At 66.5% G+C, this 26,089-nt stretch carries 23 protein-coding genes; 7 read left to right on the forward strand and 16 right to left on the reverse strand.

Features of this window, described 5'->3' with window-relative positions; genetic code table 11:
- Window positions 1-32: 32 nt before the first annotated feature.
- The 5 genes from AB3G45_RS24010 to trpS form a co-directional block, all read right to left on the reverse strand.
- Complete coding sequence (locus AB3G45_RS24010) at window positions 33-527, reverse strand: GNAT family N-acetyltransferase (protein ID WP_367832926.1); 495 nt, start codon at window positions 525-527, stop codon at window positions 33-35.
- 4 nt (window positions 528-531) lie between these two features.
- Complete coding sequence (gene tsaB / locus AB3G45_RS24015; protein WP_367832927.1) at window positions 532-1,179, reverse strand: tRNA (adenosine(37)-N6)-threonylcarbamoyltransferase complex dimerization subunit type 1 TsaB; 648 nt, start codon at window positions 1,177-1,179, stop codon at window positions 532-534.
- Between the two features lie 30 nt (window positions 1,180-1,209).
- Window positions 1,210-1,779 carry a NifU family protein gene (locus AB3G45_RS24020; RefSeq protein ID WP_367832928.1) on the reverse strand — a complete coding sequence of 190 codons (570 nt, stop codon included), beginning with the start codon at window positions 1,777-1,779 and terminating at the stop codon, window positions 1,210-1,212.
- A 99-nt stretch (window positions 1,780-1,878) separates the two neighbouring features.
- A complete protein-coding gene (locus AB3G45_RS24025) occupies window positions 1,879-2,370 on the reverse strand; it encodes a universal stress protein (protein ID WP_367832929.1) in 492 nt (163 codons plus the stop codon).
- Between the two features lie 52 nt (window positions 2,371-2,422).
- A complete protein-coding gene (gene trpS, locus AB3G45_RS24030) occupies window positions 2,423-3,490 on the reverse strand; it encodes a tryptophan--tRNA ligase (RefSeq protein ID WP_367832930.1) in 1,068 nt (355 codons plus the stop codon).
- A 225-nt stretch (window positions 3,491-3,715) separates the two neighbouring features.
- Here trpS and AB3G45_RS24035 point away from each other — a divergent pair, with 225 nt between their 5' ends.
- On the forward strand, window positions 3,716-4,189 hold the full coding sequence (locus tag AB3G45_RS24035) for a YcbK family protein (RefSeq protein WP_367832931.1): 474 nt from the start codon (window positions 3,716-3,718) through the stop codon (window positions 4,187-4,189).
- 6 nt (window positions 4,190-4,195) lie between these two features.
- Here AB3G45_RS24035 and murJ read toward each other — a convergent pair whose 3' ends face one another.
- The 3 genes from murJ to mutS form a co-directional block, all read right to left on the reverse strand.
- The gene (murJ, locus tag AB3G45_RS24040; RefSeq protein WP_367832932.1) at window positions 4,196-5,788 is read right to left on the reverse strand and encodes a murein biosynthesis integral membrane protein MurJ; all 1,593 of its coding nucleotides are present in this window, start codon (window positions 5,786-5,788) and stop codon (window positions 4,196-4,198) included.
- The gene (locus AB3G45_RS24045) at window positions 5,785-8,628 is read right to left on the reverse strand and encodes a [protein-PII] uridylyltransferase (RefSeq protein WP_367833664.1); all 2,844 of its coding nucleotides are present in this window, start codon (window positions 8,626-8,628) and stop codon (window positions 5,785-5,787) included. The genes murJ and AB3G45_RS24045 overlap by 4 nt, the downstream gene beginning before the upstream one ends.
- Window positions 8,629-8,723: 95 nt before the next feature.
- Window positions 8,724-11,462 (reverse strand): DNA mismatch repair protein MutS, encoded by a 2,739-nt coding sequence (mutS, locus tag AB3G45_RS24050; protein ID WP_367832933.1) that lies wholly within the window; start codon window positions 11,460-11,462, stop codon window positions 8,724-8,726.
- 113 nt (window positions 11,463-11,575) lie between these two features.
- Between mutS and AB3G45_RS24055 the strand changes: the two genes are divergently transcribed.
- The gene (locus tag AB3G45_RS24055; RefSeq protein ID WP_367832934.1) at window positions 11,576-13,861 is read left to right on the forward strand and encodes an NADP-dependent malic enzyme; all 2,286 of its coding nucleotides are present in this window, start codon (window positions 11,576-11,578) and stop codon (window positions 13,859-13,861) included.
- An 84-nt stretch (window positions 13,862-13,945) separates the two neighbouring features.
- On the opposite strand, the gene AB3G45_RS24060 is transcribed toward AB3G45_RS24055, so the two are convergent.
- The 5 genes from AB3G45_RS24060 to AB3G45_RS24080 all read right to left on the reverse strand — a co-directional run bounded on the left by AB3G45_RS24060 (window position 13,946) and on the right by AB3G45_RS24080 (window position 19,664).
- The gene (locus AB3G45_RS24060; RefSeq protein WP_367832935.1) at window positions 13,946-14,824 is read right to left on the reverse strand and encodes a GNAT family N-acetyltransferase; all 879 of its coding nucleotides are present in this window, start codon (window positions 14,822-14,824) and stop codon (window positions 13,946-13,948) included.
- A gap of 106 nt (window positions 14,825-14,930) precedes the next feature.
- The gene (locus AB3G45_RS24065) at window positions 14,931-17,201 is read right to left on the reverse strand and encodes a hybrid sensor histidine kinase/response regulator (protein ID WP_367832936.1); all 2,271 of its coding nucleotides are present in this window, start codon (window positions 17,199-17,201) and stop codon (window positions 14,931-14,933) included.
- Window positions 17,202-17,257: 56 nt separating this feature from the next.
- Entirely contained in the window at window positions 17,258-17,749 is a 492-nt protein-coding gene (gene lspA / locus AB3G45_RS24070; RefSeq protein WP_367832937.1) for a signal peptidase II, read from the reverse strand.
- Complete coding sequence (locus AB3G45_RS24075; protein WP_367832938.1) at window positions 17,746-18,600, reverse strand: TrmH family RNA methyltransferase; 855 nt, start codon at window positions 18,598-18,600, stop codon at window positions 17,746-17,748. Before AB3G45_RS24075 ends, lspA begins: the two co-directional genes overlap by 4 nt.
- On the reverse strand, window positions 18,597-19,664 hold the full coding sequence (locus AB3G45_RS24080; RefSeq protein WP_367832939.1) for a class I SAM-dependent methyltransferase: 1,068 nt from the start codon (window positions 19,662-19,664) through the stop codon (window positions 18,597-18,599). Before AB3G45_RS24080 ends, AB3G45_RS24075 begins: the two co-directional genes overlap by 4 nt.
- A gap of 132 nt (window positions 19,665-19,796) precedes the next feature.
- On the opposite strand from AB3G45_RS24080, the gene AB3G45_RS24085 reads away from it, so the two are divergent.
- Window positions 19,797-20,246: a carbon monoxide dehydrogenase subunit G gene (locus tag AB3G45_RS24085; protein WP_367832940.1), complete on the forward strand. Its 450-nt coding sequence runs from the start codon at window positions 19,797-19,799 to the stop codon at window positions 20,244-20,246.
- Between the two features lie 13 nt (window positions 20,247-20,259).
- Here the strand turns inward: AB3G45_RS24085 and AB3G45_RS24090 are convergent, their stop codons facing one another.
- Genes AB3G45_RS24090 through sppA form a run of 3 tightly spaced genes read right to left on the reverse strand, consistent with a single transcriptional unit; the run spans window position 20,260 to window position 21,925 of the window.
- Window positions 20,260-20,604, reverse strand: coding sequence for a DUF1049 domain-containing protein (locus AB3G45_RS24090; RefSeq protein WP_367832941.1), 345 nt, complete (start codon window positions 20,602-20,604; stop codon window positions 20,260-20,262).
- 44 nt (window positions 20,605-20,648) lie between these two features.
- On the reverse strand, window positions 20,649-20,966 hold the full coding sequence (locus AB3G45_RS24095; RefSeq protein ID WP_160858077.1) for an integration host factor subunit beta: 318 nt from the start codon (window positions 20,964-20,966) through the stop codon (window positions 20,649-20,651).
- 8 nt (window positions 20,967-20,974) lie between these two features.
- Window positions 20,975-21,925, reverse strand: coding sequence for a signal peptide peptidase SppA (gene sppA, locus AB3G45_RS24100; protein ID WP_367832942.1), 951 nt, complete (start codon window positions 21,923-21,925; stop codon window positions 20,975-20,977).
- 212 nt (window positions 21,926-22,137) lie between these two features.
- Here sppA and lptC point away from each other — a divergent pair, with 212 nt between their 5' ends.
- The 4 genes from lptC (at window position 22,138) to rpoN (ending at window position 25,917) form a co-directional block, all read left to right on the forward strand.
- Window positions 22,138-22,806 carry an LPS export ABC transporter periplasmic protein LptC gene (gene lptC / locus AB3G45_RS24105; RefSeq protein ID WP_367832943.1) on the forward strand — a complete coding sequence of 223 codons (669 nt, stop codon included), beginning with the start codon at window positions 22,138-22,140 and terminating at the stop codon, window positions 22,804-22,806.
- A 7-nt stretch (window positions 22,807-22,813) separates the two neighbouring features.
- On the forward strand, window positions 22,814-23,377 hold the full coding sequence (locus tag AB3G45_RS24110; RefSeq protein ID WP_367832944.1) for an LptA/OstA family protein: 564 nt from the start codon (window positions 22,814-22,816) through the stop codon (window positions 23,375-23,377).
- Window positions 23,378-23,416: 39 nt separating this feature from the next.
- The gene (lptB, locus tag AB3G45_RS24115; protein WP_064332362.1) at window positions 23,417-24,202 is read left to right on the forward strand and encodes an LPS export ABC transporter ATP-binding protein; all 786 of its coding nucleotides are present in this window, start codon (window positions 23,417-23,419) and stop codon (window positions 24,200-24,202) included.
- A 152-nt stretch (window positions 24,203-24,354) separates the two neighbouring features.
- Entirely contained in the window at window positions 24,355-25,917 is a 1,563-nt protein-coding gene (gene rpoN, locus AB3G45_RS24120) for an RNA polymerase factor sigma-54 (RefSeq protein ID WP_367832945.1), read from the forward strand.
- Window positions 25,918-26,089: the final 172 nt, after the last annotated feature.

Consider the following 26,089-nt stretch of genomic DNA (forward strand, 5'->3'; position numbering starts at 1 on the left):
AGCCCTCTTTCGTTCAGCCCCCCGATAGGGGACTAGCGAAGATCGAGCCGCAAGACAAGCGCCGTGGACCGGTGGCCGTCGGCGGCGACATAGTAGGCCTTGCGCTCGCCGACCTTGGCAAAGCCGAGCTTGGCATAGAGCCCGCGGGCCGCCACATTGCCCTCGTCGACCTCCAGGAAAATGTCTTCGGCGCCGCGCATCTTCGCCTCGCGCAGGGCCGCCTGCATCAGCCGCCAGCCGAGACCCGCACGGGAAAACCGGTCATCGACGCCGATCGTCAGGATCTCCGCTTCCCCGGCCGTGGCCCGGGCGAGCACGAAGCCGCCGGCCATTCGGCCGAGCGCGCCTTCCTTCAGCGCCAGGAAGCCGTAGACCGGCTCCTGCAGCAGGAGCGCGTGGAATTCGCCGTCGTTCCACGGCTGGGGAAACCGCGCACGGTGCAGCCCCGCGGCGATGCCGGCATCGGCGGTTTCCAGCGGAAAGATATCGAAGGCGGGCTTGCGGGTGAAATAATCGGTCAGGGACATGCGCTCACGCCCTCCTGATCCCGAAACCCGCCTGCGGCTTGGCATCGGGACCGCGCAGATAGAGCGGCTTCGGCGGATGGCCGGCGGGATCGAGCCCGGCGCCGAGACGGGCGACGGTGGCGATGGCGACGCCGTCGCTGCCCGGTTCCGCACCGTCGCGCAGGAGCGCGGCCGCCGAGCCGGCAATCGCCCCGTCATGCCCCGCCGCAAGCGATCGCACCGCCTCGACAGAGGCGATCGCGGGCGACGACAGTGCGCTGCCGTCGGCGGCAAAACGCTGCCAGTAGACTTCGTCCCGCTTCGCATCCATCGCTATCAGCAGGGGGGAGGCAGTCCTATGGTCGGCCGCGAGCGCCGACAGGCTGGAAACGCCGACGGCGGGAATGCCGAGCGCCAGCGCCAGGCCGCGCGCCGCCGCCACACCGACGCGGATGCCGGTGAAGGAGCCGGGGCCGACGGTGACGACGATCCGGCCGATATCTCGGAGCGTGAGGCCGGCGGCATCGAGCGCCGCATCGACGAACTCCATCAGCCGCTCGGCATGGCCGCGGCCGATATCGGCGCCGGCGGCGCCGAGGATCCGGTCCTCATAGGGATCATAGAGCGCCGCATGGCACCCCGTGCCCGCCGTATCGATCGCAAGGACGATCATTGCGGGCACCGGCGCGCTGCGGGGCAGGCCTTACATGACGGCTTCAACTTCCTGCACTTCCGGTACGAAATGGCGAAGAAGGTTCTGCACGCCGTGCTTCAGCGTCGCCGTGGAGGACGGGCACCCGGAGCAGGCGCCCTTCATGTTGAGATAGACGACGCCGTCGCGGAAACCCTTGAAGGTGATGTCGCCGCCGTCCTGGGCCACGGCCGGGCGCACGCGGCTGTCGAGCAGTTCCTTGATGGTGGCGACGATCGTCTCATCGCCCTCGTCGAAGAACTCGTCCTCGTCGTCCTCGCTGCCGCCGAGCGCGCCGCTCGCCACGACCGGCTGGCCGGACATGAAATGTTCCATGATGTTGCCGAGGATCGCCGGCTTCATGTGCTGCCAGTCGGCATCGTCCTTGGTGACGGTGATGAAATCATAGCCGAGGAACACGCCCTTGACGCCGGGGACGGCGAAGAGGCGGGCGGCCAGCGGCGAGGCCGCGCGCGCTTCCGTCTCGTCGCGGAATTCGGCCGTGCCGGTCTCCAGCACGACCTTGCCCGGCAGGAATTTCAGGGTCGCCGGGTTCGGCGTCGCTTCGGTCTGGATGAACATCTTTCTCTCCGTGCGGCCGGGCGCTTGCCGATGGGCCAGAATACTTAGAATAATTCAAAAGAAGATAGGCGTTTCCGCGCCGCTCTTCAAGACTGGAGATCAGCTCAGTGCGTCCAGTTCCTCGTCGGACAGCGAATCGGGAATGACGGTCACCGGGATCGGGAAGGCCTGGCCGCGGCTGGCGAGCGAGGAGACGAGCGGGCCTGGCCCCTCCTTGGCGGAACCGGCGGCAAGCACGAGGATCGCGACGTCTCGGTCCTCCTCGATCAGCCCGTTGATCTCTTCGCTCGCGACGCCCTCGCGGATCACCGTTTCCGGCTCGATTCCCACCGCCTCGCGCAGGGCCTGCGCCGCCTTGGCCAGCACGGATTCGGCTTCCTCGCGCGCTTCGGCCCGCATGATCTCCTCGACGCCCAGCCATTGCTGGAAATCGCCGTTGGCGATCACATAGAGCAGGACGACGCCGCCGTTCGAGTTCTTCGCCCGCATTCCCGCATAGTGGACGGCACGCTGGCATTCCGGCGTGTCGTCGATGACCGCCAGGAATTTCCGGCGGTGGCCTTCAAGGCGGGAAAGTCGTCGAGAAACCATACGGCCTCATTTCTTCCAGTGCTGCGCAAGTCCGGGGTGTTTCGCGGCGACCTTACTGCACAAAACCGATGATGTCGCGAACTTCCTTCATGGTTTTTTCGGCCCGTGCCCGCGCCCTTTCGCCGCCGTCCCGCAGGATGGCGTCGATGTGGCTCGTGTCGTCCATCAGGCGACGCATCTCGTTCGTGATCGGCGAGAGCACGTTGACCGCAAGGTCGATGAGCGCCGGCTTGAAGACGGAGAACTGCTGGCCGCCGAACTCGGCGAGGATCTCCGCCTTGGACCTGTCCGAGAGCGCGGCATAGATGCCGACGAGGTTCTCCGCTTCCGGGCGGCCCTTCAGGCCTTCCACTTCGCCCGGCAAGGCATCGGGATCGGTCTTGGCCTTGCGGATCTTCTTGGAGATCGTGTCGGCATCGTCGGTGAGGTTGATGCGCGAGAGGTCGGACGCGTCCGACTTCGACATCTTCTTGGTGCCATCGCGCAGGCTCATGACGCGCGGCGCCGGGCCGCCGATCAGCGGCTCGACCATCGGGAAATAGGCGTGCACCGGCTCCTCGCCGACGACGATGTCGACGCCGGTGCCGGCCTTGCGGATGTGGCTGCCGAAATCGATGTTGAACTTCTGCGCGATGTCGCGGGTCAGTTCCAGATGCTGCTTCTGATCGTCGCCGACCGGCACATGGGTGGCGCGGTAGACGAGGATGTCGGCGGCCATCAGGCTCGGATAGGCGAGCAGGCCCAGCGAGACCTGCTCGGCATTCTTGCCGCCGGCCTTGTCCTTGAACTGGGTCATGCGCTCCATCCAGCCGATACGCGCGACGCAGTTGAAGATCCAGGCAAGCTCGGCATGCTGCGGCACGGCGGACTGGTTGAAGACGATGTGCTTCTTCGGATCGATGCCGGAGGCGATGAAGGCCGCGGCGATCGAGCGGATCTGGCCGCGCATGTCCTCGTGCACGAGCTGCGCGGTGATGGCGTGCAGGTCGACGACGCAATAGATGCAGTCGTTGTCGGCCTGCAGGGCGACGAACTTGCGGATCGCGCCGAGATAGTTGCCGAGATGGAGGTTGCCGGTCGGCTGCACGCCGGAGAAGACGAGGGGCTTGAATGCGCTCATGGCGATATCCTTCAGGCGGGTGGAGGGCCTGTTTTCGTTGTTGTCGTGGCGCCGCTTATGCACGGCAGAACGGCAGCGATCAAGACCGCCCCGCGCGGCCGGGCTGCCGGCCCATCAGCCACTCCTCATAAATGACATTTTTCGGGCCTTCTCTCCCGGCCGGGATCGGGGACACAGGTTTTGACAAGCCGCGTTTCGACGCAAAGGCGCAAACCGGAGTGTGCCATGCGAAAAAGCTGTTCGACCCTGCTTGCCTGCATGATGGCGCTGGCTTCGTTCTTCGCGAGCGAAGCGGCGGCAAACGGCAAGCACAAACATGCCGCAAGGACCGAGAAGGCCGCGGCAAAGATCTATACCGTCCAGACGCCGCGCGTGCGGCACCGATGCTTCCCCGGAAAATTGCGAGGCATCCTGTCCCATATCGCCCGACAGGTCGGGCGGCGGCCGCTCGTGACATCCGGCTATCGCTTCAACGGACGCAAGGGCTCGCTGCATCGCAAATGCCTCGCCGCCGACATACGCGTCCCTGGCGTGTCGGTGAAGCGGATCGTCGCGGCCGCAAGATCCGCGCCGGCCATCGGCGGCGTCGGCACCTATTGCAACGGCATCGTGCATGTCGACGTCGGGCCGAGACGCAGCTGGCATTATTGCCGCGGACTGGCGCGCCTTGCCAGAGGTGCACGGTTCGCGACACGCTGAGGCAGTCTATTCCGTGCTTTCCTCGCCCGGCGCGGCCTTGGCCTTGCGCTTGAGATTGCGCCGGATCATGCCGAGATCCGCGCCGCCGATGAGGAAGGCGACGGAGAAATAGACGATCATGGCGAAGACGATCAGCAGGCCGAGCGCCGCCAGTTGCTCGTAGAGCGGCGCGGCGGAGGCCAGGCGGTCGGCGAGATAGAGGGAGGCGTAGTCGAGCGCCGCGGCCATGACGACGGTCGCGGCCAGCAGGCGCGCGACGCGCCAGAGCAGCGCCTTTTCCAGCGCCCAGTGGCCGCGCCGCACCAGCGTGACGAAGAGAAGCAGCGCCGTCAGCCAGCCGGAGACGGCTTCGGCGGTGGCGATGCCGCGCTCAAAGAACAGCGGGAAGAGCGTGACGGCAAGGATGCAGTTGACGACCACCGACAGCAGCGTGATGCGCATCGGCGTCCTGGTATCCTCGCGGGCGAAGAAGCCGGGATTGAGCGCCTTGATCATCACGAAACCCGGCAGGCCGAGGCCGTAGATGGCGAGCGTGCCCGCAACGATGGCCGTGGTCTGCGGGCTGAAGGCGCCGCGCTCGTAGAGCACGCGCACGATCTCGTCGGAGATGACCCAGAGGGCGCCGGCGGCCGGCAGCGTCAGGAAGAGCACGAATTCCAGCGAACGGTTCTGCAGGTTGCCCGCCTCGCGCTCCTGCCCGCCCTTCAGCGCGCGTGCCAGCTCCGGCAGCAGCACCACGCCGACGGCGATGCCGACGACGCCGAGCGGAAGCTGGTAGACGCGGTCGGCATATTGCAGGGCCGAGATCGCGCCGTCCTTGGTGGAGGCGATCATCTGGCCGATGAGCTGGTTGATCTGCGTGATGCCGCCCGTCACGGCCGCCGGGAAGGCGAGCCACAGCAGGCGCTTGACGTTCGCCGTCATGCGCGGCCGGCGAAAGCCGATCTTCATGCCCGCATGGCGCACGCCCGCATAGAGCACGGCCATCTGCAGAAGGCCGGCGGCGAGCACGCCCCAGGAGAGATACCAGGCCGTTTCCAGCGGCGAGGCGCCCTGCCAGAGCGCATAGCCGAGCGCGCCGATCAGCACCACGTTGAGGAAGACGGGCGCGACGGCGGCGGCGAAATAGTGGTGCAGCGAATTCAGCATGCCCGACAGCATCGCCGTCAGCGACATGCACATGAGATAGGGGAACATGACGACGGCGAGCTTCACCGTGACGTCGAACTTCTCCGCGTCGCCCACGAAGCCCGGCGCGATGATCCAGGCGACGATGAGCGGCATCAGGAGTTCCATCGCGATGGTCAGCATCAGGAGCACGGTGAAGAGGACGCCGAAGACCTCCTCGGAAAAGCGCTTCGCGCCGTCGATGCCGCCGGCCTCGATCTCTTTGGCGAAGAGCGGCACGAAGGCGGCGTTGAAGGCCCCCTCGGCGAAGAGCCGGCGGAAGAGATTGGGGAAGCGGAAGGCGGCGTAGAAGGCGTCGGCCATCGGCCCGGTGCCAAGCGCGGCCGCCATCAGCGTTTCGCGCGCGAAGCCGAGCACGCGGCTGCCCAGCGTCGCGCCGCCGACGGTCGCGAATTTTCTCACCAGACTCATTGTTCCGTCCTGATCCTCTTCGACGCGGCGACGACGGGCGCGATCATGCCGGGCGGCATGCGGTCGCGCAGCTCGTCCGCCTCGTCCGCCATGACGGCCTTCAGCCGCGCGGCGATGTTGGCCTGCCGGTTGTCGTTGGTGACCTTCTGGCCGACGAGGTCGGTGACGTAGAAGGTGTCGATGACCTTCTCGCCGAAGGTGGTGATATGGGCCGAGGCGATGTCGAGCGACAGGTCCGACAGCACCGCCGTCACCTCGGACAGGAGGCCGGGGCGGTCGAGGCACTCGATCTCGATCACCGTGAACTTGTTCGACAGCGTGTTGGAGATCGTCACGGCGGGCGAGACGGTGAAGGTGCGGTTGCGCTTGCGGCTCTTCGTGCGGGTGGCGATCACCTCCGGCAGGCGCTTGCGGCCGGAGAGCACGTCCTCGATCATCCGGCCGATCGTGCCGGCCCGGCGCGTCTCGTCGGCATCGTTCGGGAACTCGCGGTTGACGAGGATCGTGTCCAGCGCCCGGCCGTCGGAGGTGGTGAAGATCTGCGCATCGACGATGTTGGCGCCAGCGGCCGCGCAGGCCCCGGCAATCACCGTCAGGAGGCGCGGATGGTCGGGCGAGAGCACGGTGATCTCGGTGATGGCGTGGAAGGAATGCGTGCGCACCATCGTCGCCAGCGGCTTGCCTGCCTTGTCCGCCTCGCGGATGAAGGCGGCATGGCGCACCTGGTCTTCCAGCGAGACGGTCAGCAGGTAGGGATCGTAGTGCAGCCGCGTATAGGTCTTGCGGTCCTTCTGGCTCCATTCGGCCGGAAGCGCGCCGGAGAGGATGTCCCGCGCCGCCTGGGCGCGCTCCTTGCGCGACAGTTCGGAAAAGCCGCCGGAGATCAGGAGTTCGGTCTCGTAATAGAGCGTGCGCAGCAGTTGGCCCTTCCAGCCGTTCCACACGCCGGGGCCGACGGCGCGGATGTCGCAGACCGTCAGCACGAGCAGCATCTTCAGCCGCTCCAGCGACTGCACCTTCTCGGCGAAGTCGACGATGGTCTTGCGGTCGTTGAGGTCGCGGGTCTGCGCGACCATCGACATGGTCAGGTGCTCCTCGATCAGCCAGACGACGAGCTCGGTCTGCTTCGGCGAGAGCCCGAAGCGCGGGCAGAGTTTGCGCGCGACTTTCGCGCCCGCCTCCGAATGGTCCTCCGGCCGGCCCTTGGCGATATCGTGCAACAGCACGGCGACATAGAGCGATATGCGGTCCTCCACGCCGGGCATGATCTGGTAGCTCAGGGGATGGGCGTTCTTCTCGCGGCCCTGGTCGATATCCGCCAGCACGCCGACCGCGCGGATCAGGTGCTCGTCGACCGTATAGTGGTGATACATGTTGAACTGCATCATCGCGACGATCTTGCCGAAATCCGGAATGAACCGGCCGAGCACGCCCGCCTCGTTCATGCGGCGGAGAATAAGCGCGGGATCGCGCGGCGATGTGAGGATCGACAGGAAGAGACGGTTCGCCTCCTCGTTCTCGCGCAGGGCGGCATTGACGAGCTTCAGCGAGCGCGTGACCTGCTTCAGCGCATCGGGATGGAATTCCAGCCCGTTGATGTCGGCGATGTGGAAGAGCCGGATCAGGTTGACGGGATCGCGCTTGAAGACGTCGGCATCGGCGATGGTGATGCGGCCGCGGTCTTCCAGGAAATCCAGCGTGCCGGCGATCTTGCGCGTGCGGCGGGTGAAGCGGCTGATGACGGCGCTGATGCCCGGCGCTTCCTTGGCCTGCTGGTCCTCAAGCGTGGCGCAGAAGATGCGCGTCAGGTCCCCGACGTCCTTGGCGACGAGGAAATAGTGCTTCATGAAGCGCTCGACCGCCGAAAGACCGGGATGCGGCTGGTAGCCGAGGCATTCGGCGATCTCGCGCTGGATATCGAAGGAAAGCCGCTCCTCCGCCTTGCCCGTCAGGAAATGCATGTGGCAGCGCACGGCCCAGAGGAAGTCGTCCGCCTTCTGGAAGAGCTTGTATTCCTGGCGCGACAGGACGCCGAGCTTCACCAGTTCGGCGGGGTCGCGGATATGGTAGAAATACTTGGCGATCCAGAACAGCGTGTGCAGGTCGCGAAGCCCGCCCTTGCCTTCCTTGACGTTCGGCTCGACGAGATAGCGCGTGTCGCCGGCCTTGCGATGCCGCTCGTCGCGCTCGGCGAGCTTCGCCGCGATGAATTCCGGGCCGGTGCCGCGGACGATCTCGCGGTCGAAGCGGAGGGCAAGATCCTCGAAGAGGGCCACCGAGCCGCAGATGTAGCGCGCTTCGAGGATCGCCGTGCGGATCGTCATGTCGCTCTTGGAGAGCTGGATGCATTCCTCCAGATTGCGCGTCGCATGGCCGACCTTGAAGCCGAGATCCCACAGGATGTAGAGCATGAACTCGATGGCCGGCTCGCTCCAGGCGGCGGGTTTTACCGGCAGGAGGAAGAGCAGGTCGATATCCGAGCCCGGTGCCAGCGTGCCGCGGCCATAGCCGCCGACGGCCGTCACCGTGATGCGGGCGGCGGGCGGTGCCTGGCCGGCGCTGAAGACATGGTTGAGCGCGAAATCGTGCAGGACGGCGATCAACTGGTCCTGGAGCCAGGAAATGCGGGCGGCGCATTGCAGGCCGCTGCCATCGACAAAAAGCAGTTCGCGCGCCCGCGCGCGGCCAGCGGCATTCGCCTTCTTGAACTCGGCCAGCAATTCGCGGCGCATGCGGTCGCGGTAATCGGCATTAGTGCTGGCGATGAACTCGCATCGGGCACGCAGCGCCGGCACGTCGATCAGGCCGGAATCGGCCGGCGCCAGAAGTTTCTTTTCCATCGGATGCCGGCTTGCGTCCCGCTTCTCGTCGATCGCCCGTTCGGTTCGCATGCGCTATAGACCCTTTCCGCAGGCGAGGACAATGACCTCAGGCGCTAGCGATTGCCAAGCTCTTTCTTCAGCGCATAGAGGGCGTCCAGCGCCTCGCGCGGCGTCATGTCGTCCGGGTTGAGATCCTTCACCAGCGTCTCCACCTTCGACGGAGCGGAGCCGCGCTGGCTCTCCTCGCGGCGCACCGCAACCTGGAACAGCGGCAGGTCGTCGATGAGCTGGCTTGCCGGATTCTTGCGGTCCGCGTCCTCAAGCTTGGCCAGCACGTCCTTGGCGCGCGAGACCACCGACGGCGGCAGGCCGGCAAGGCGCGCCACCTGGATACCGTAGGAGCGGTCCGCCGCACCCGGGCCGACCTCGTGCAGGAAGATCACGTCGCCGTCCCATTCCTTGACGCGCATCGTGGCGTTGGAAAGACGGCCGAGCTTTTCCGACAGCACGGTCAGTTCGTGGAAATGCGTGGCGAAGAGGCCGCGGCAGCGATTGGCCTCGTGCAGGTGCTCGACGGCGGCCCAGGCGATCGAAAGGCCGTCGAAGGTCGCCGTGCCGCGGCCGATCTCGTCGAGGATGACGAGGGACCGGTCGGTCGCCTGGTTGAGGATCGCCGCCGTCTCGACCATTTCCACCATGAAGGTGGAGCGACCGCGGGCAAGGTCGTCCGACGCGCCGACGCGCGAGAAGAGCCGGTCGACGATACCGATATGGGCGCTTTCGGCCGGCACATAGGCGCCCATCTGGGCGAGGATGGCGATGAGCGCGTTCTGGCGCAGGAAGGTCGACTTACCGCCCATGTTCGGGCCGGTGAGCAGCCAGATCGCGCCGTGGCCCTTGCCGTCGGCGGGCGAGAGGTCGCAGGAATTGGCGACGAAGGCGGCGGCCTGCTGGCGGCGCAGCGCCTGTTCGACGACCGGGTGCCGCCCGCCGACGATGGCGAACATGGTGGAGCGGTCGACGACGGGCCGGCAATAGGCCTGCTCCTCGGCAAGCGCCGCAAGCCCGGCGGAGACATCGACGACGGCGAGCGCCCGCGCGGCCGCCTTGATGGCCTCGGCCTCGGCGACCACGGCATCGACGAGGCTAGTGAAGGCGGCAAGCTCGATGGCGAGCGCCCGGTCGGCGGCATTGGCGATCTTGGTTTCCAGCTCGGACAGCACCGTCGTGGTGAAGCGCATGGCGCCGGCCATGGTCTGGCGGTGGATGAAGCGCGCCTTCGCCTCGTCGCCCTCCGTCAGCGCCGCGGCGTTGCCGGCGGAGACCTCGATGAAGTAGCCGAGCACGTTGTTGTGCTTGATCTTCAGCGACTTGACGCCCGTTTCCTCGGCATATTGCAGTTGCAACCCGGCAATGACGCGGCGCGACTGGTCGCGCAGCGCCCGCATCTCGTCGAGTTCGCCATCCGCGCCCTCGCGGATGAAGCCGCCGTCGCGCTTCAAGAGCGGCAGTTCGTCGGCGAGCATCACCGCCAGCCGGTGCGAAAGGTCGAGCGGCAGTGCGCCGATGGCCCGCGCGGCCTCGGCAAGCTCGCCCTGCAACCCCTCGGCGGCCATCAGCCGGGCGACGTCGCCGGAAATCGAAAGGCCCTGCAAAATCGCGCCGAGATCACGCGGCCCGCCCCGGCCGAGCGCGATGCGCGACAGGGCGCGCGGCATGTCGGGCAGCCGCTTCAGTACCGCGCGCAGGTCCTCGCAGAAGGAGGGCCGGTCGCTGAGGGCGGCAATCGAATCGAGCCGGGCGTTGATCGTGTCCGGATCGGTCAGCGGCGACATCAGCCGCTCGGCGAGCAGCCGCGCGCCGCCGCCCGTCGCCGTGCGGTCGATCGCCTTCAGGAGCGTGCCGGAACGCTCGCCGGAGAGCGTGCGCACCAGTTCGAGATTGGCGCGCGTTGCCGGATCGATGAACAGTGTGGAGGCGGAGCTTTCCCGCTCCGGCCGGCCGAGCGGCGGACGCTCGGCGATCTGCGTCTTCTCCACATAGGCGACGGCCGCCGAGGCGGCGGCAAATTCGGCACGGGAGAAGGTGCCGAACCCATCGAGCGTCGAGACGCCGAAATAGCGGGCGATGCGGCCCTCCGCCGTCGCGCTGTCGAAAAGCACGGCCGGTTGCGGAACGGCGACGCGCCCGAGCACATCGAGCATCGGACGGAACTCCGGATCGTAGAACAGCGTGTCCGGCACGATCAGTTCGCGCGGCTCGATGCGCAGGATATCGGCCAGAAGCTGGCTCTGGCCGGTTTCCGACAGGCGGAAGATGCCGGTCGAGATATCGATCCAGGCGAGCGCCATCGACGGTTCCGCCCCGCCGCGGATGCGCGCGACGGCCATCAGGTAGTTGGCGTCGGAGGGCGAGAGCAGCTTTTCCTCGGTCAGCGTGCCCGGCGTGACGAGGCGCACGACATCGCGCCGCACGACGGATTTCGAACCGCGCTTCTTCGCCTCCGCCGGATCCTCCACCTGCTCGCAGACCGCGACGCGGAAGCCGATGGCGATCAGCCGCTGCAGATAGTCGTCGGCGGCATGAACGGGAACGCCGCACATGGGGATATCGAGGCCCATATGCTGGCCGCGCTTCGTCAACGTAATGCCCAGCGCGCGGGCAGCATCCACGGCGTCCTGGAAGAACAGTTCGTAGAAATCGCCCATGCGATAGAACAGCATGCTGTCCGGATTGGCCGCCTTGATCTCGATATACTGCTCCATCATCGGCGTTGCCGATGCGCGGCTTTCGTCACTGGCAAGGTCTGCCGTCGACAGGATATCGTTCGGACGCACGATCTGATCGTTCACGGAGAGTCAGTTCTTCCCAAAAAAGAGGTGTCACCCTAGCCATGGGGCGCTATAGAAAACAACACCTGCGAGGAGTTATGGGCCTATCGCCCACAGGAGTGTGAGGGGGAAGCATGCCGGGAACCGACAAATCCGATCGCCAGAGGGCAACAGTCACCGATACGGAAGCACTGGATTTCCACGCGTCCGGGCGCCCCGGCAAGCTGGAGATCACGCCGACCAAGCCGATGGCGACGCAGCGCGACCTTTCGCTGGCCTATTCGCCGGGCGTCGCGGTGCCGGTGAAGGCCATTGCCGCGGATCCGGCCACCGCCTACGACTACACGACGCGCGGCAACATGGTCGCCGTCATCTCGAACGGCACGGCCATCCTCGGCCTCGGCAATCTCGGCGCGCTCGCCTCCAAGCCGGTGATGGAAGGCAAGTCGGTGCTCTTCAAGCGCTTTGCCGACGTCGATTCGATCGACCTTGAGGTCGACACCGAGAATGTCGACGAGTTCATCAACTGCGTGCGTTATCTCGGCCCCTCCTTCGGCGGTATCAACCTGGAAGACATCAAGGCGCCCGACTGCTTCATCATCGAGCAGCGCCTGCGCGAACTGATGGACATCCCGGTCTTCCACGACGACCAGCACGGCACCGCCATCATCGCCGCCGCCGGCCTGATCAACGCGCTGGCGCTGACCGGCCGCGACTTCAAGACGACGAAGCTCGTCTGCAACGGCGCGGGGGCGGCCGCCATCGCCTGTATCGAGCTCATCAAGTCGATGGGCTTTGCGCCGGAGAACGTCATCCTCTGCGACACCAAGGGCGTCATCTACCAGGGCCGCGAAGATGGCATGAACCAGTGGAAATCCGCCCATGCGGTGAAGACCGACCGCCGCACGCTCACTGAAGCCATGGACGGCGCCGACGTCGTCTTCGGCCTTTCGGCCAAAGGCGCCCTTTCGGAAGACATGATCCGCTCCATGGCGCCGCGGCCGATCATCTTCGCCATGGCCAATCCCGACCCGGAGATCACGCCGGAAGAAGTCGCCCGCATCCGTGACGACGCGATCGTCGCCACCGGCCGCTCGGATTATCCGAACCAGATCAACAACGTCCTCGGCTTCCCCTATATCTTCCGCGGCGCACTCGACGTGCGCGCCTCCACCATCAACGACGCGATGAAGATCGCCGCGGCCGAGGCGCTCGCCCATCTCGCCAAGGAAGACGTGCCGGACGACGTCGCCGCCGCCTACCAGGGCGTGCGCCCGCGCTTCGGCGCGCAGTACATCATTCCCGTGCCGTTCGACCCGCGGCTGATCTCGGCCATCCCCGTCGCCGTCGCCAAGGCCGCGATGGAGACCGGCGTCGCGCGCAAGAACATCCCCGACCTCGACGCCTACGCCCGTGATCTCAGGGCACGCCGCGACCCGATCGCCTCGACGCTCCAGCAGATCTATGCCCGCGTGCGGCGCCAGCCGAAGCGCGTCGTCTTCGCCGAGGGCGAGGAAGAGCAGATGATGCGCGCCGCCGTGTCCTATGCCAACCAGCAGCTCGGCACCGCCATCCTGCTCGGCCGCGAGGAGCACATCCGCGAGACGGCGGAACGCGCAGGCATCGACCTCGACCGGCCCGGCATCGAGCTGGTCAATGCCCGCATTTCCAAGCGCAACAATGTCTACATCGACTATCTCTATGCCCGCCTGCAGCGCAAGGGCTTCCTCTACCGCGACGCCCAGCGCCTGATCCACAACGACCGCAACCACTTCGCCGCCTGCATGGTGGCGCTCGGCGATGCGGACGCCATGGTGACGGGCCTCACCCGCAACTATTCCACCGCGCTGGAAGACGTGCGCCGCTGCATCGACGCCAAGCCCGGCCACCGGGTCATAGGCGCCTCGCTGGCGCTCTGCCGCGGCCGCGCCGTCCTCGTCGCCGACACCGCCGTGCATGACATGCCCTCCTCGGAGGAACTGGCCGACATCGCGGAGGAAGCGGCCGGCCTTGCCCGCCGCCTCGGCTACGAGCCGCGCGTCGCCATGCTCGCCTATTCCACCTTCGGCCATCCCTCGGGCGAGCGTTCGGAGCGGGTGCGCGAGGCGGTGAAGATCCTCGACCGCCGCCGCGTCGATTTCGAATATGACGGCGAGATGGCGGCCGATGTGGCGCTCAATCCGCGCATCATGGAGCAATATCCGTTCTGCCGCCTCTCGGCGCCCGGCAACGTGCTCGTCATGCCGGCGTTCCACTCGGCATCGATCTCGACAAAGATGCTGCAGGAACTCGGCGGCTCCACCGTCATCGGCCCCCTGCTCGTCGGCCTCGACAAGTCGGTGCAGATCGTCTCGATGGGCGCGAAGGACAGCGACATCGTCAACATGGCGGCGCTGGCCGCCTACAATTCCGGTGTTTAGGCAGTAGGCAGTAGGCAGTAGCATGAACAGGCAGCAGGGTTTCAATCCCCCTGCCTATTGGCTATCGCCTACTGCCTCTTCGCATCAGCTGGCGAAACGCCCGGCATCCGCGCCGTAATAGTTGAGATAGCGGCCAGAGATCTTGCCGATCGGCAGCACGATCAGGACGTCCGTGGTGTTGAAGCCGTGATCGACGACGGCACCGCTGCCGACGGCCGCGCCGAGGCGCAGATAGCCCTTGATGAGCGGCGGCAGGGCGGAAAGCGCCTTGCGCGTGTCGATGCCTTCCGACGGCATCAGGTCCATGGTGCGGAAGAGTTCCGGCCGGGCCGAAACGCTCCACTCGTCCTTGGCCAGCACATTGTGATGCAGGAAGGAAAGCGCCAGCGCATGCTCCTCCGGCACGATGCCGTGGAAGGAGGCGCAGCCGAACATCACGTCGATGCCGTGCGTCAGCGAATAGGCCCAGTTGCCCTGCCAGAGCAGTTCCACCGTGCGCTTGGTGCGATAGGCCGGCAGCACGCAGGAGCGGCCGAGCTCCATGAAGCGCTTTTCCGGATGGCGCGCGGTCAGCGCGTCCACGTCGAATTCCGACTGGGAATAGAAGCCGCCGGAAACGGCGGCGACATCCTGGCGCAGCAGGCGGTAGGTGCCGACGATCTGCTCCTCCGCATCGCCCTCGATCGAGGTGTCGAGCACGAGGAGATGGTCGCAGACCATGTCCCAGGCATCGATATCGCGCTTGCGGCGCACGGCGTCGGGCGAAAGCTGCGCCTGCATCTCCTCGGCGAAGACGCGGTAGCGCACGGCCTGGGCCGCGTCGATCTCCGTCACCGAGCGGGCGATGCGCGTTTCGAGATTGCCGATGCGGCCGAGCACGTCTGTGCCCGAGCGGCCCGCGGCGGGGGCCGTCTTGCGGGGAAGCTCTGCCGGTGCGATGGTCTGGGCGAGGTCGAGCGTCATGGCAATGTATCCGTCAAACGAAACTTCGCGGTTTTAACCACGATTCTGCAACAGGATAATGACGCGGGACCGGCTTGGATAGCGAAAAGCCGTGAGCCGGCGAAGGTCAGGCCGGCGCGCGCCGGGAAAGGCGGGCGATTTCCGCGATCAGCACGGCGGGATCGGCGGGCTTGGCCAGCACGGCGTCGGCGCCCATCGCCAGAAGCGCCTCGCGCAGCCCCGCGCGGCTGTCCGCCGTCAGCACGACGACGGGCAGGCGGGCATTGCCGTAATCGCACCGCACGATGCGGGCGATCATCTCCTTGCCCTCGCCGCCCGGCATGCCGAGGTCGGTGAGGACGAGATCGGCGGCGAAGGGGCCGGCATCCGTCGCGCCGGCGAGCGCGGCAACGAGGGCCGTATAGTCGGGCACATGGCGCACCGTATGGCCGGCCCGCTCGAGCACGGAACGCACCAGCATGGCGTTGACCGGGTCGTCCTCGGCCAGGAGGATGCGGGCGCCCGTCGCGGGCGTCTCCGCCGGCTCGGCGGCGGCAGGCGGCAGGTCCTTCAGGATCGGGCGGTTGTCGTTGATCGCGTCGCGCACCTCGATGCCCTTCATGCGGCCGCGCAGCACCTCGACCAGCGAACGCTCGCGCAGCGGCCGGATGAGCCAGGAATCGTAGCCCTCGCCATTGCCGATCGCGCGGCCGCCGCGCTCTTCCGGATTGACGAGATAGATGCGGCGCGCGCGGCTGTCGCGGAAGACGGCGAGCTCGGCCAGTTCCCGCCGGAAGACGCCGGCAAGGCGGTTGTCGACGATGATGTCGGTCAGTTCGGCCCTCCTGCCGGCAAGGCCCTCGGCAAGGTCGAGCGCCTCGTCGAGCCCGGTTGCGAGGTGGCAGGTGCCGCCGAGCGCATCGATGGTGCGCACCAGCGCCCGGGAGGCCGGGCCGGCCGGCGCCAGCAGAAAGACGAGGCTGCCCTTCAAGACGCCCTTGCGCGCGCCACCACCCGCGCCCGCGGCTCTGTGCGGGCGCTCGACCGGCATGCGGATGGTGAAGGTGCTGCCCTTGCCGGGCGTGCTTTCCAGCGTCAGCCGGCCGCCGGCCTCGCTGAGGATGCGGGCGGAGATGGCAAGGCCAAGGCCCGTGCCGCCGCTGCGTTGCGCAGCGCTTCCGGTCTGCTCGAATTCGTGGAAGATGCGGGCCTGCTCCTCGGCATTCATGCCGGGGCCGCTATCGGTGACGCGGATGACGACGGCGCCGCGACCGAGCGTGGTTTCCAGGAAGACGCCGCCCGCATGGGTGAATTTCACCGCATTGCCGACGACGTTGTAGAGCACCTGGCGCAGACGCGGCGCATCGTAGAGCAGGAGGCCCGGCACGTCGGGCGAGACGAAGGAACCGATCTCGATGCCCTTCTCATGGGCGCGGTGCGACAGCATCTCCACGACGCTCTCCAGCATCGGGCGCACCGGCTCCTCCGAGGGACGGAGCTGGAAGCGGCCGGCCTCGATGGTGGAGAAATCGAGGAGGTCGTCGACGAGCTGGACGAGGGCGTGGCCGGACTGGCGCATGCCGGCGAGGTAGTTCTTCTGCTCGGCGGTCAGCCGCGTCTGGCCGATAAGGTGCGACATGCCGAGAATGCCCGAAAGCGGCGTGCGGATCTCGTGGCTGACGGTGGCGAGCAGGCGGGATTTCGCCGCGCTCGCCTCCTCGGCGCGCTGGCGGGCGCGCTCTCGCTCGCTCTCGGCACGGCGCTCCTCGGTGACGTCGCGGGCGATGGAATGCACGACGAGGTCGCCGGACACCGGATCGCGCACGGTGACATCGTGCCAGGAATAGATGCGGCTGCCCCCCGGGCCTTCGACGTCGACATCGTAGCGATGGGCGATGGCCTGCGAGCGGAAGGTGAGGCCGAGCGCCTCGCAGGTCCGCCCGACGACGTCGCTTGCGCCCGTCAGCTCGGAAAGAACGGCGTTTGCGCTGAGGATACGGCCGTCGAGCGCGCGCATGACGACGATATCGCCGAGCGCGTCATGGATGGCGGAAAGGATTTCCGAGGTCTCGCTGCGCTCCCAGGAGCGGTCGTGCGTCGCCTCGACGCCGGTGACGGGACGGCGCGTGCGCAGGAGGAAGACCGCGCCGGCAATGCCGGCAAGGCCGAGCGCGGCGGCCGCGACATAGAACCCGGCGGCAAGGCCCGTGGCCAGGACGAGCGCGCCGAACAAGAAGCCGGCGCCGGCGATCACGTTGCGCACCGTCGCATGGTTCTCCGGAGCGGGCGCGGTCGTCGCGACCACCCCCTCCTGCTGCAGGGGCACGCGGGCGGAACGACGCGGCGCTTCGGCAAATTCGGCCTCGAGCCGCTCTTGTAGCTTGACGGGTTCGCTCATGAATGCCCGCATAGCATGCGGACCGTTCAAATCGGCTTCAGCAAGTCGCTCGAATTTTAACGATCGCGCCGGCGCAGAAGGAGGAGTTCGTCGAGGATGACGAGCGCGGCGCCGACGGTGATGAACGTGTCGGCGAGGTTGAACACCGCGAAGGACCAGGTCTGCGTATGGAAGAGCACATAGTCGATGACGTAGCCGAGGAGCACCTTGTCGATGATGTTGCCGAAGGCGCCGGTGATGATGAAGGCATAGCCAGTATGGGCAAAGCCCCGCGCCTTCGGTGTCTGGCGCCAGAGCCACGCGACGAAGCCGACGACGAAGAGCCGCAGCGTGATGATGAACCAGGCCTCCATGCCCGAGAGCATGGAGAAGGCGACGCCGTAATTGTAGGTGCGGTAGAGCGCCAGCATCGGCATCACCGGCACCGCCTCCTGGAAGGGAAGCCACATCTCGACGGCGAATTTTATCGCCTGGTCGACGGCGAGCGCCAGGAGGATGACGACGATGACGGGCACCGGCCGGGACATCAGCGGAATGCGTTCGCTCATGCGCGGGCTTCCAGCGTCAGGAGGTGACGACGGGCCTCGAAGAGCATGACGCCGGTGGCGATGGCGAGATTGAGCGAATCGGCGCGGCCGGCCTGGGGGATGCGGGCAAGCGCATCCGCCGCGCGGGCAAGCTCGTCCGGCAGGCCGGACTGCTCGTTGCCCATCAGCAGAACGACCGGCTTCTTCCTGTAGTCGATGGTGCGGTAATCGACGGCGCCGGCAAGGTGGGTCGCGACGACCTCCACGCCCGCCGTCTTCTTCCAGGCGAGGAAATCGGCGACGTTCGTCTTGACCAGCGGCATGGCGAAGACCGAGCCCATGGTAGCGCGTACGGTCTCCATCGAGAAGGGATCGGTCGCCTCGCCGACGAGGATGACGCCGCTCGCGCCCGCCGCATCCGCCGTGCGGATGATCGTGCCGAGATTGCCGGGGTCGCGCACCCGGTCGAGCGCCACATAGGTCTCGCCGGCCTTCGGCTTCAGGTCTTTCAGGCTCGTCCAGCGCTGCGAAAAGATGCCGACGACCATCTGCGGATTGTCGCGCCGCGTGATCGAGGCGAGCACCTTCTCGCTGACCTCCAGCACCAGTCCGCCGCGCGCCACCGTCTTCGTCGCGCATTGCACGACCTGCGGCTTTTCCTTGACGTTCTTGGCATAGACCAGCGTCCGGATCTCGAAGCCGAGTTCCAGCGCGTCGATGACCAGCTTCAGGCCTTCGGCCATGAAGCTCTTCGTCTCGTCGCGGTCCTTCTTGTTGGCGAGCGCCTTGATGTCCTTGACGATCGGGTTGGAAAGGCTCGTCACCTCCTTTACCTGACCGACGCGGCGCGTTGGGGAATGATCGTGGCTCATGCGCTGACCCATCGGCTGAAGAGGGAGGTGGAGAGCGCGCGGCCGGCATCCTTGCCCTCCGGCCCGCTCTCACGGATGACGAGTTCGCCCGATTCCACCGTGCCGCCGGCACCGCGCATGGTCTCGCGCATCAGTTCGTGGATGGAATAGAAGCTCGCGCGGATCGAATAGGCCGTCAGCACGAGACCGATCGCCTTCGGCGAAAGGATGTCGCGGCAGATGTCGAGCATCAGCGGCAGGTGATCGAAAAGATGCCAGACCTCGCCGTTCGGGCCGCGGCCGAATTTCGGCGGGTCGGTGAGGATGATGTCGTACTTGCTGCCGCGGCGCTCCTCGCGCTGGATGAACTTCATCGCATCCTCGCAGATCCAGCGGATCGGCAGCTTTTCCATGCGGCCGAGCGTCTGGTTCTCGCGCGCCCAGCCGATCGCCTTCTTCGAAGCGTCGACATGGGTGACCTCCGCGCCGGCGCTTGCGGCGACGAGCGAGGCGACGCCGGTATAGCCGAAGAGGTTCAGCACCTTGACGGGCCGGCCGGCCGTCTCGACCTTCTCCTTCATCCAGCGCCAGTGGGCGAGCTGCTCCGGGAAGACGCCGACATGGCGGAAGGCGGTGAAGCGGCCGTGAAAATCGACGCCGAGCAGCTGCATCGGCCAGGTCTCGCCGAGCGCCGCCCTGGGGAATTTCCAGCGCCCCATGCCGTCCTCGTCCGTATCGCCGGTGAAGAGGGCATCGGCCTTGTCCCAGATGCCCGGAAGGCCGCGCTGCCAGAGCGCCTGCGCTTCCGGCCGCACGATGCGGTAGGGGCCATACTGTTCGAGCTTCTCGCCGGCGCCGCTGTCGATCAGGCGGTACTGGTCGGAGCCCGCCGTTTCGAGGATGACCGGCACGCGCTCGGCCGGTTTCTCGCCCGTACGGCGTATCAGGGCGCGCGCTGGCGCCTCGGGCGCCGGGCGCGGCTCCTTCTTCGGCGGGGCGGGGGCCTTTGCTGCCGGGGTCCTCTCGGCGCGCGCCTTCACGGGCGCGGCGGGGCCGCTCTTCGGCCGGCGGTGTCTGTCCTTCACGATCGATCGTCCGTCGTCGGTTGAAACTGGCCGGCAGCGCCGGAAAACGAACGGTCCCCATACCATCCCTCCCCCACTTGGCAAAGCGCTTTCCGATTGCGATAGTTTCGGTCCGACGAGGGAGGATCGATCATGGACATGTCCGGCGAAGAACGCATTGCTGCCCCGCGCGAGGCCGTCTGGGCGGCGCTCAACGATCCGGACGTGCTGAAGGCCTGCATCCCGGGCTGTCAGTCGCTCACCATGAAATCGCCGACCGAACTGGAAGCGACGGTGAAGATCAAGATCGGGCCCGTCTCGGCGAGCTTCAGCGGCGAGGTGACGCTGTCGAACCTCAACCCGCCCGAAAGCTATACGATCTCCGGCGAGGGCAAGGGCGGCATTGCCGGCTTTGCCAAGGGCGGCGCGGACGTGCGGCTCACCGAGGACGGCGACGGCACGATCCTCGCCTATGACGTGAAGGCGCACATTGGCGGCAAGCTCGCCCAGCTCGGCTCGCGCCTCATCGATTCGACGTCGAAGAAGCTCGCGACGCAGTTCTTCGCCGATCTCGGCGCGAAGCTGGACGGCGGCGCGGCGTAAGGCGGAAAGAGGCTTACTTCCCGGAAGCGGGCAGCACCGCCTGCGAGGCGATGGCCTCGGCGCGGGTCTTGTGCTTTTCGGCTTCGGTATGCCACTTCACCGCCTCGCCCGCCTCGACGCGGGCGCGCTTGCGGTATTTTCCCTGGGTGAACCAGGTGGCGAGCGAGCCGATGACGAGGCCGACGATCACCGCGAGGAAGAGATAGACGAAGAAGGGCGCGGTGACGGAAAGCACGCTGTCTTCCGGCCGGAACGGGTTGAGGGCCAGCGTCACCGATTGCCGGTTCGCCACCGACAGCACGATCAGCACGATGCCGACCGGGATGAGCACGAGGATGTTGACTATTCTCTTGATCATGGCGTCGCCTTTCTGGCGCAAGGCGCCGGTCGGGCGCCCGCGTTTCAGTCGTCCTGGTCGGCCTGGCCGGGGTTCAGCCGCTCGCGCAGCTCCTTGCCGGTCTTGAAGAAGGGAACCCACTTCTCCTCGACGAAGACCGCGTCACCCGTGCGCGGGTTGCGTCCCGAGCGGGAGGGGCGGTTCTTGACGGAGAAGGCACCGAAGCCGCGCAACTCCACCCGGTTTCCGCCGGCCAGCGCGTCGGTGATCTCATCGAGCACCGCGTTGACGATATTCTCGACGTCGCGGTGATAAAGGTGGGGATTGCGCGCGGCGACAATCTGAACCAGTTCCGATTTGATCACTGTATCCCCCTCAAAAATCTTGTCTTTCAATCGCGATCAACCTGCCAAACCGAGACCAGACCGTCAAGAAACAACTTTTCGCCGGTCAGCTTTTCGATCGTCGGTTGAAGGTCGACGGGCAGGCCGAGGATGGAGCGAGCCAATTCGCGCATGCCGACGCCCATGAAGGAGAAGCCGGAGCGGTTCGTCGGCCGGTAGTCGACGAAGGGAAGGTCGGCCGACACCTTGCGCTCGTCGAGATAGGCGCGGATCTCCTCGGGGCCGCCGAGCCGGTCGACCAGCTTGGCGGCAAGCGCCTGGCGGCCGGTGAAGATGCTGCCGTCGGCAAGGCGCAGCACCTCGGCGCGCGGCAGCTTGCGGCGCTCGACGACGAGGTCGACGAACCAGTCGTAGCTGTCCATCACCATGGCGCGGATCATCGTCTTGGCCTCCTCGCTCGCCGGATGGAAGGGCGAGGGCTCGGCCTTCAGCGGCGCGGACTTGATCTCCTCCAGCGAGACGCCGATCTTGTCCATCAGCTCCTTCATCTGCGGGTACTGGAAGAGCACGCCGATGGAGCCGGTGATCGAGCTTTCGCCCGCGACGATCGTGTCGCCGGCCGTCGCGATCATGTAGCCGGCCGAGGCGGCGAGCGTGCGCACGTCCGAGACGACCGGCTTCTTCTCCGCCACCTTGCGCAGCGCCTTGAAGAGCACCTCGCCGCCATAGGTGGTGCCGCCGGGCGAGGAGATCGTCACCACCAGCGCCTGGGCCCGGTCGTTGCGCGCGATGCGGTCGAGACGTTCCAGGAGTTCGGCGTCGTCCTGGATGATGCCGCTGATGCTGACGCGCGCGATATGGTCGCGCGCGCCGCTGCCGGGCCAGCGCCAGGCGGTCGCGGCGAAGACGGCGAGAAGCGCGATCCCGATGGCGAGGATGCGCCAGAAGGTAAGCTTGCGGCGGAGCTGCCGGCGGTCGGCGATGGCGGAGTGATCCATTCCCTGTCCCTAACTCTGGTGGCCACCCGGTCACGGGGTGGCTTGCCGAAGGCCCTATCGATATGGCATTCCAGACGCAAATGGCAATTCGTCGCTGAACTTTCCTGGGCAGACATTGTTTGTTGAGGAATAATCGCCATATGGGGCCCGTTATCGAGATGGCCCCTCGTTTCGCAGCGAAGGCCATACCGGCACTCTATCTTGCAGGCACAATGCTGGACACCGTGACAGAAGCACCGTCGGGTGCACAGGGCATAGGCGCTTCCGCCGCGGCTTACCGCCTGGCGACGCGGCACTCTGCGCGCGTGCGCGTCCTGAAGATCGCCCTGCCGGTCGCCGCCATCCTCATCGGCGCCGTCTTCGCCGTCGTGTCGATCGTGCGCACCTACGTCCCGTCCAATCTCCAGGTCGAAAGCGCCACCATCGAGGACGGCAAGATCGTCATGCGCAATCCGGCGATCTCCGGGCGCAACAAGGACGGCGTCAGCTATTCCATGAAGGCCGAGCGCGCGCTGCAGGACATGAAGCAGCCCGACGTGCTGACGCTCGAAAACATCAAGGCGAAGGTGCCGGTCAACGAGAGCACGATCGCCGAGGTCGCCGCCACCACCGGCGTCTACGACCGCGGCAGGAACCTGCTCGACATGGTCGCCCCCTTCACCATCAGCCTCAGCACCGGCCTCGAAGCCGCCTTTCGCTCCGCCCATCTCGATATCGACGGCGGCAACATGTCGACGCAGGAGCCGGTTTCCATCCGCTCGCGCGAAGCATCCATTGTTGCGCAGTCGCTGAGAATGACGGATAAAGGCCGGATCGTCGTTTTCGAAGGCAAGGTCGTCGTCGACGTCGACCCCGCCGCCATCCGCAACCGAGAAAAGTAAGAGCGCCATGTTCGCCACTCTCTCCGCCCCGCTCCGGGCCGCCAGCATCTCCGTTCTTGCCGCAGGCCTCGCGCTGGTCTCGGTTCCCGCGGGCGCCCAGCAGACGTCGAGCCGCATGAAGGGCATGCAGCTTTCGAACGACAAGCCGATCCAGATCCAGAGCGACAAGCTCGAGATCCGCGACCAGGAGAACAAGGCCGAGTTTTCCGGCAATGTGAAGGTCGTGCAGGGGACGACGACGTTGCAGGCGGGCAAGATGGTCGTCTACTATGCCGCCGGCGGCGGCGGCTCGGTGGCAAGCGGCGATGCGGATATCGAGAAGATCGACGTCTCGGAAAAGGTCTATCTGAAGTCCGGCACACAGGAAGCGACGGCCGACACCGGCACGTTCAACCTCGTCAACGAGACGCTGCTCCTGAAGGGCGAGAAGGTCGTGCTGTCGGAAGGCAAGAACGTCTTCGTCGGCTGCCAGCTCACCGTGGCCATGCGCACGGGCGAGGCCAAGCTCGACGCCTGCGGCGGCCGGGTCATGATCCAGCTCGACCCCAAGTCCCGCAAGACCACGAACTGATATAGCGCCGAACCCGTGTCCTCTTCTTTGTTCTCCCGCCTGACGCGCCGCCCGAGGAAGGCCGCGCCGGAGCCCCAGCGCAGCGCCGATCTTTCGCGCTACGACGGGACCCTCATTGCCCGCGGGCTGACCAAGAGCTACCGCGACCGCTGCGTCGTCAATGGCGTGTCGCTGGTCGTGCGCCGCGGCGAGGCCGTCGGCCTGCTCGGCCCGAACGGCGCGGGTAAGACCACATGTTTCTACATGATCACCGGCCTCGTGCCGGTCGATGTGGGCTCCATCGAGATCAACGGCAACGACGTCACCACCATGCCGATGTATCGCCGCGCCCGCCTCGGCGTCGGCTACCTGCCGCAGGAAGCCTCGATCTTCCGCGGCCTGACGGTGGAGGAGAACATCCGCGCCGTGCTCGAAGTGCACGACAAGGACAAGGCGCGTCGCGAGCAGAAGCTCGACAGCCTGCTCGCCGAATTCTCCATCTCGCATCTTCGCAAATCGCCGGCCATCGCGCTGTCGGGCGGCGAGCGGCGGCGGCTCGAGATCGCCCGGGCGCTTGCGACCGATCCGACCTTCATGCTGCTCGACGAGCCGTTCGCCGGCGTCGATCCGATCTCCGTCGCCGACATCCAGGCGCTGGTGCGCCATCTCACCTCGCGCGGCATCGGCGTCCTCATCACCGACCACAATGTGCGCGAGACGCTCGGCCTCATCGACCGGGCCTATATCATCCATGCCGGCGAAGTGCTGACCCATGGCCGGGCGAACGACATCGTCGCCAATCCGGATGTGCGCCGCCTCTATCTTGGCGATAATTTCAGCCTCTGACCCAAGCCCCCCTGCCCGATCGCCGCTATCTTCACCAAGTTCGCCGCTCGCGCTTGACCAAACCCATCAAAAAAGCAATTTTTGGGCCAGTTGGATTTCGCCGCCCCGTCCCGCCGGACGGGGGCCGCTTTCCCGGGGAGTAGAGCGTCCGCATGGCACTTGCAGCCAGCCTTTTCCTGCGCCAGAACCAGTCGCTGGTGATGACACCCCAGCTCATGCAGTCCATCCAGCTCCTGCAGATGACGCATGTCGAACTCAACCAGTTCATCGCGCAGGAAGTCGAGAAGAATCCGCTGCTGGAGGTCGCCTCCGGCGATGAAGGCCCGCGGGAGGTTGAGCGGGGCGGCGAGGACCATGCCCTGCCGAACGAAGAGCGCGACCCGGCCGAAGGCGGCGGCGAGGACGGTTTCCAGCCCGATCTCTACGACAACGCCACCGGCGGCAGCGCCGGCAGCGCGCCCGAAACGCTCGACGGCGGCCTCGACAACGTCTTTCCCGACGATGCCGGCCCGCGGGCGGCCGACGCGCCTGAACTCCTCGGCCAGTGGAAATCCATGCCCGGCGGCGGCCAGGACAGCGACGGCTACGATCTCGACGACTTCGTGGCGAGCCGCAAGACGCTACGCGACGTGCTGAACGAGCAGATCCCGTTCCTCCTTCCCGATCCGGTCGACCGGCTGGTCGCCCTGCACCTCGTCGACCAGCTCGACGAGGCCGGCTATCTGCAGGGCAGCACGGCCGAGACGGCGCTGCGCCTCGCCAAGCCGGTCGCCGAGGTCGACCGCGTGCTCTACCGCCTGCAGGAGCTCGATCCGACAGGCGTCTTCGCCCGCTCGCTCAGCGAATGCCTTGCTATCCAGTTGAAGGCGAAGGACCGGCTCGACCCGGCCATGGCGGTGCTCGTCGACAATCTCGAACTGCTCGCCCGGCGCGATTTCACCACGCTGAAGAAGCTGTGCGGCGTCGGCGAGGAAGACCTCATCGACATGCTCGCGGAGATCCGCAAGCTCGACCCGAAGCCCGGCACGCGCTACGAGACGAGCGCCGCGGAGGCCGTGGTGCCGGATATCGTCGTGCGCGCCGCCGCGGACGGCACCTGGCATGTCGAGCTCAACGCGGACACCTTGCCGCGCGTCCTCGTCAATCGCGACTACTACGTCTCCGTCTCCAGCCGCACCAGCCGCGACAGCGCCGATTACGGCTTCCTCAACGGATGCCTGCAGACGGCCAACTGGCTGACGCGCAGCCTCGACCAGCGCGCCCGCACCATCATGAAGGTGGCGAGCGAGATCGTGCGCCAGCAGGATGCCTTCCTGGTGCACGGCGTCGATCACCTGCGCCCCTTGAACCTGAAGACGATCGCCGAGGCGATCAAGATGCACGAATCGACGGTGAGCCGCGTCACCTCGAACAAGTACATGCTGACGCCGCGCGGCCTGTTCGAGCTGAAATATTTCTTCACCGTGTCGATCGGCTCGGCGGAGGGCGGCGATTCCCATTCGGCCGAAAGCGTGCGCCACCGCATCCGTGCGATGATCGCCCAGGAATCCCCCGAGGCCGTGCTCTCGGACGACGATATCGTCGCGGCCCTGCGCGAAGGGGGCGTCGACCTTGCCCGGCGCACCGTGGCGAAATACCGCGAGGCGATGAACATCCCCTCCTCCGTGCAGCGGCGGCGGGAAAAGCGGGCGCTCGCAAAAGCCGCCGCTTCATGAAACAAAGCCGGGAGAACCGGCGTTTGCCCGTGACGGACGTTAAGAATGCGTGAACCCGGGAATTGACTTCGCTGACGGGACGGGCTAATGCGCGGCCCACTTCCGAAGGGAAGGCAGGCCGGAATTCCAGACATATCCCCGCTTTTCTGGAGCGTGCGACGCAATAAACAGC

The sequence above is a fragment of the Shinella sp. S4-D37 genome (assembly GCF_040812195.1).
GTDB lineage: Bacteria > Pseudomonadota > Alphaproteobacteria > Rhizobiales > Rhizobiaceae > Shinella.

What these genes read in the sequence shown, in the direction of transcription:
- AB3G45_RS24010 (WP_367832926.1), bottom strand. Translation starts at nt 527, where the DNA reads ATGTCCCTGACCGATTATTTCACCCGCAAGCCCGCCTTCGATATCTTT.
- tsaB (WP_367832927.1), bottom strand. Translation starts at nt 1,179, where the DNA reads ATGATCGTCCTTGCGATCGATACGGCGGGCACGGGGTGCCATGCGGCG.
- AB3G45_RS24020 (WP_367832928.1), bottom strand. Translation starts at nt 1,779, where the DNA reads ATGTTCATCCAGACCGAAGCGACGCCGAACCCGGCGACCCTGAAATTC.
- AB3G45_RS24025 (WP_367832929.1), bottom strand. Translation starts at nt 2,370, where the DNA reads ATGGTTTCTCGACGACTTTCCCGCCTTGAAGGCCACCGCCGGAAATTC.
- trpS (WP_367832930.1), bottom strand. Translation starts at nt 3,490, where the DNA reads ATGAGCGCATTCAAGCCCCTCGTCTTCTCCGGCGTGCAGCCGACCGGC.
- AB3G45_RS24035 (WP_367832931.1), top strand. Translation starts at nt 3,716, where the DNA reads ATGCGAAAAAGCTGTTCGACCCTGCTTGCCTGCATGATGGCGCTGGCT.
- murJ (WP_367832932.1), bottom strand. Translation starts at nt 5,788, where the DNA reads ATGAGTCTGGTGAGAAAATTCGCGACCGTCGGCGGCGCGACGCTGGGC.
- AB3G45_RS24045 (WP_367833664.1), bottom strand. Translation starts at nt 8,628, where the DNA reads ATGGAAAAGAAACTTCTGGCGCCGGCCGATTCCGGCCTGATCGACGTG.
- AB3G45_RS24055 (WP_367832934.1), top strand. Translation starts at nt 11,576, where the DNA reads ATGCCGGGAACCGACAAATCCGATCGCCAGAGGGCAACAGTCACCGAT.
- AB3G45_RS24060 (WP_367832935.1), bottom strand. Translation starts at nt 14,824, where the DNA reads ATGACGCTCGACCTCGCCCAGACCATCGCACCGGCAGAGCTTCCCCGC.
- AB3G45_RS24065 (WP_367832936.1), bottom strand. Translation starts at nt 17,201, where the DNA reads ATGAGCGAACCCGTCAAGCTACAAGAGCGGCTCGAGGCCGAATTTGCC.
- lspA (WP_367832937.1), bottom strand. Translation starts at nt 17,749, where the DNA reads ATGAGCGAACGCATTCCGCTGATGTCCCGGCCGGTGCCCGTCATCGTC.
- AB3G45_RS24075 (WP_367832938.1), bottom strand. Translation starts at nt 18,600, where the DNA reads ATGAGCCACGATCATTCCCCAACGCGCCGCGTCGGTCAGGTAAAGGAG.
- AB3G45_RS24085 (WP_367832940.1), top strand. Translation starts at nt 19,797, where the DNA reads ATGGACATGTCCGGCGAAGAACGCATTGCTGCCCCGCGCGAGGCCGTC.
- AB3G45_RS24090 (WP_367832941.1), bottom strand. Translation starts at nt 20,604, where the DNA reads ATGATCAAGAGAATAGTCAACATCCTCGTGCTCATCCCGGTCGGCATC.
- sppA (WP_367832942.1), bottom strand. Translation starts at nt 21,925, where the DNA reads ATGGATCACTCCGCCATCGCCGACCGCCGGCAGCTCCGCCGCAAGCTT.
- lptC (WP_367832943.1), top strand. Translation starts at nt 22,138, where the DNA reads ATGCTGGACACCGTGACAGAAGCACCGTCGGGTGCACAGGGCATAGGC.
- AB3G45_RS24110 (WP_367832944.1), top strand. Translation starts at nt 22,814, where the DNA reads ATGTTCGCCACTCTCTCCGCCCCGCTCCGGGCCGCCAGCATCTCCGTT.
- rpoN (WP_367832945.1), top strand. Translation starts at nt 24,355, where the DNA reads ATGGCACTTGCAGCCAGCCTTTTCCTGCGCCAGAACCAGTCGCTGGTG.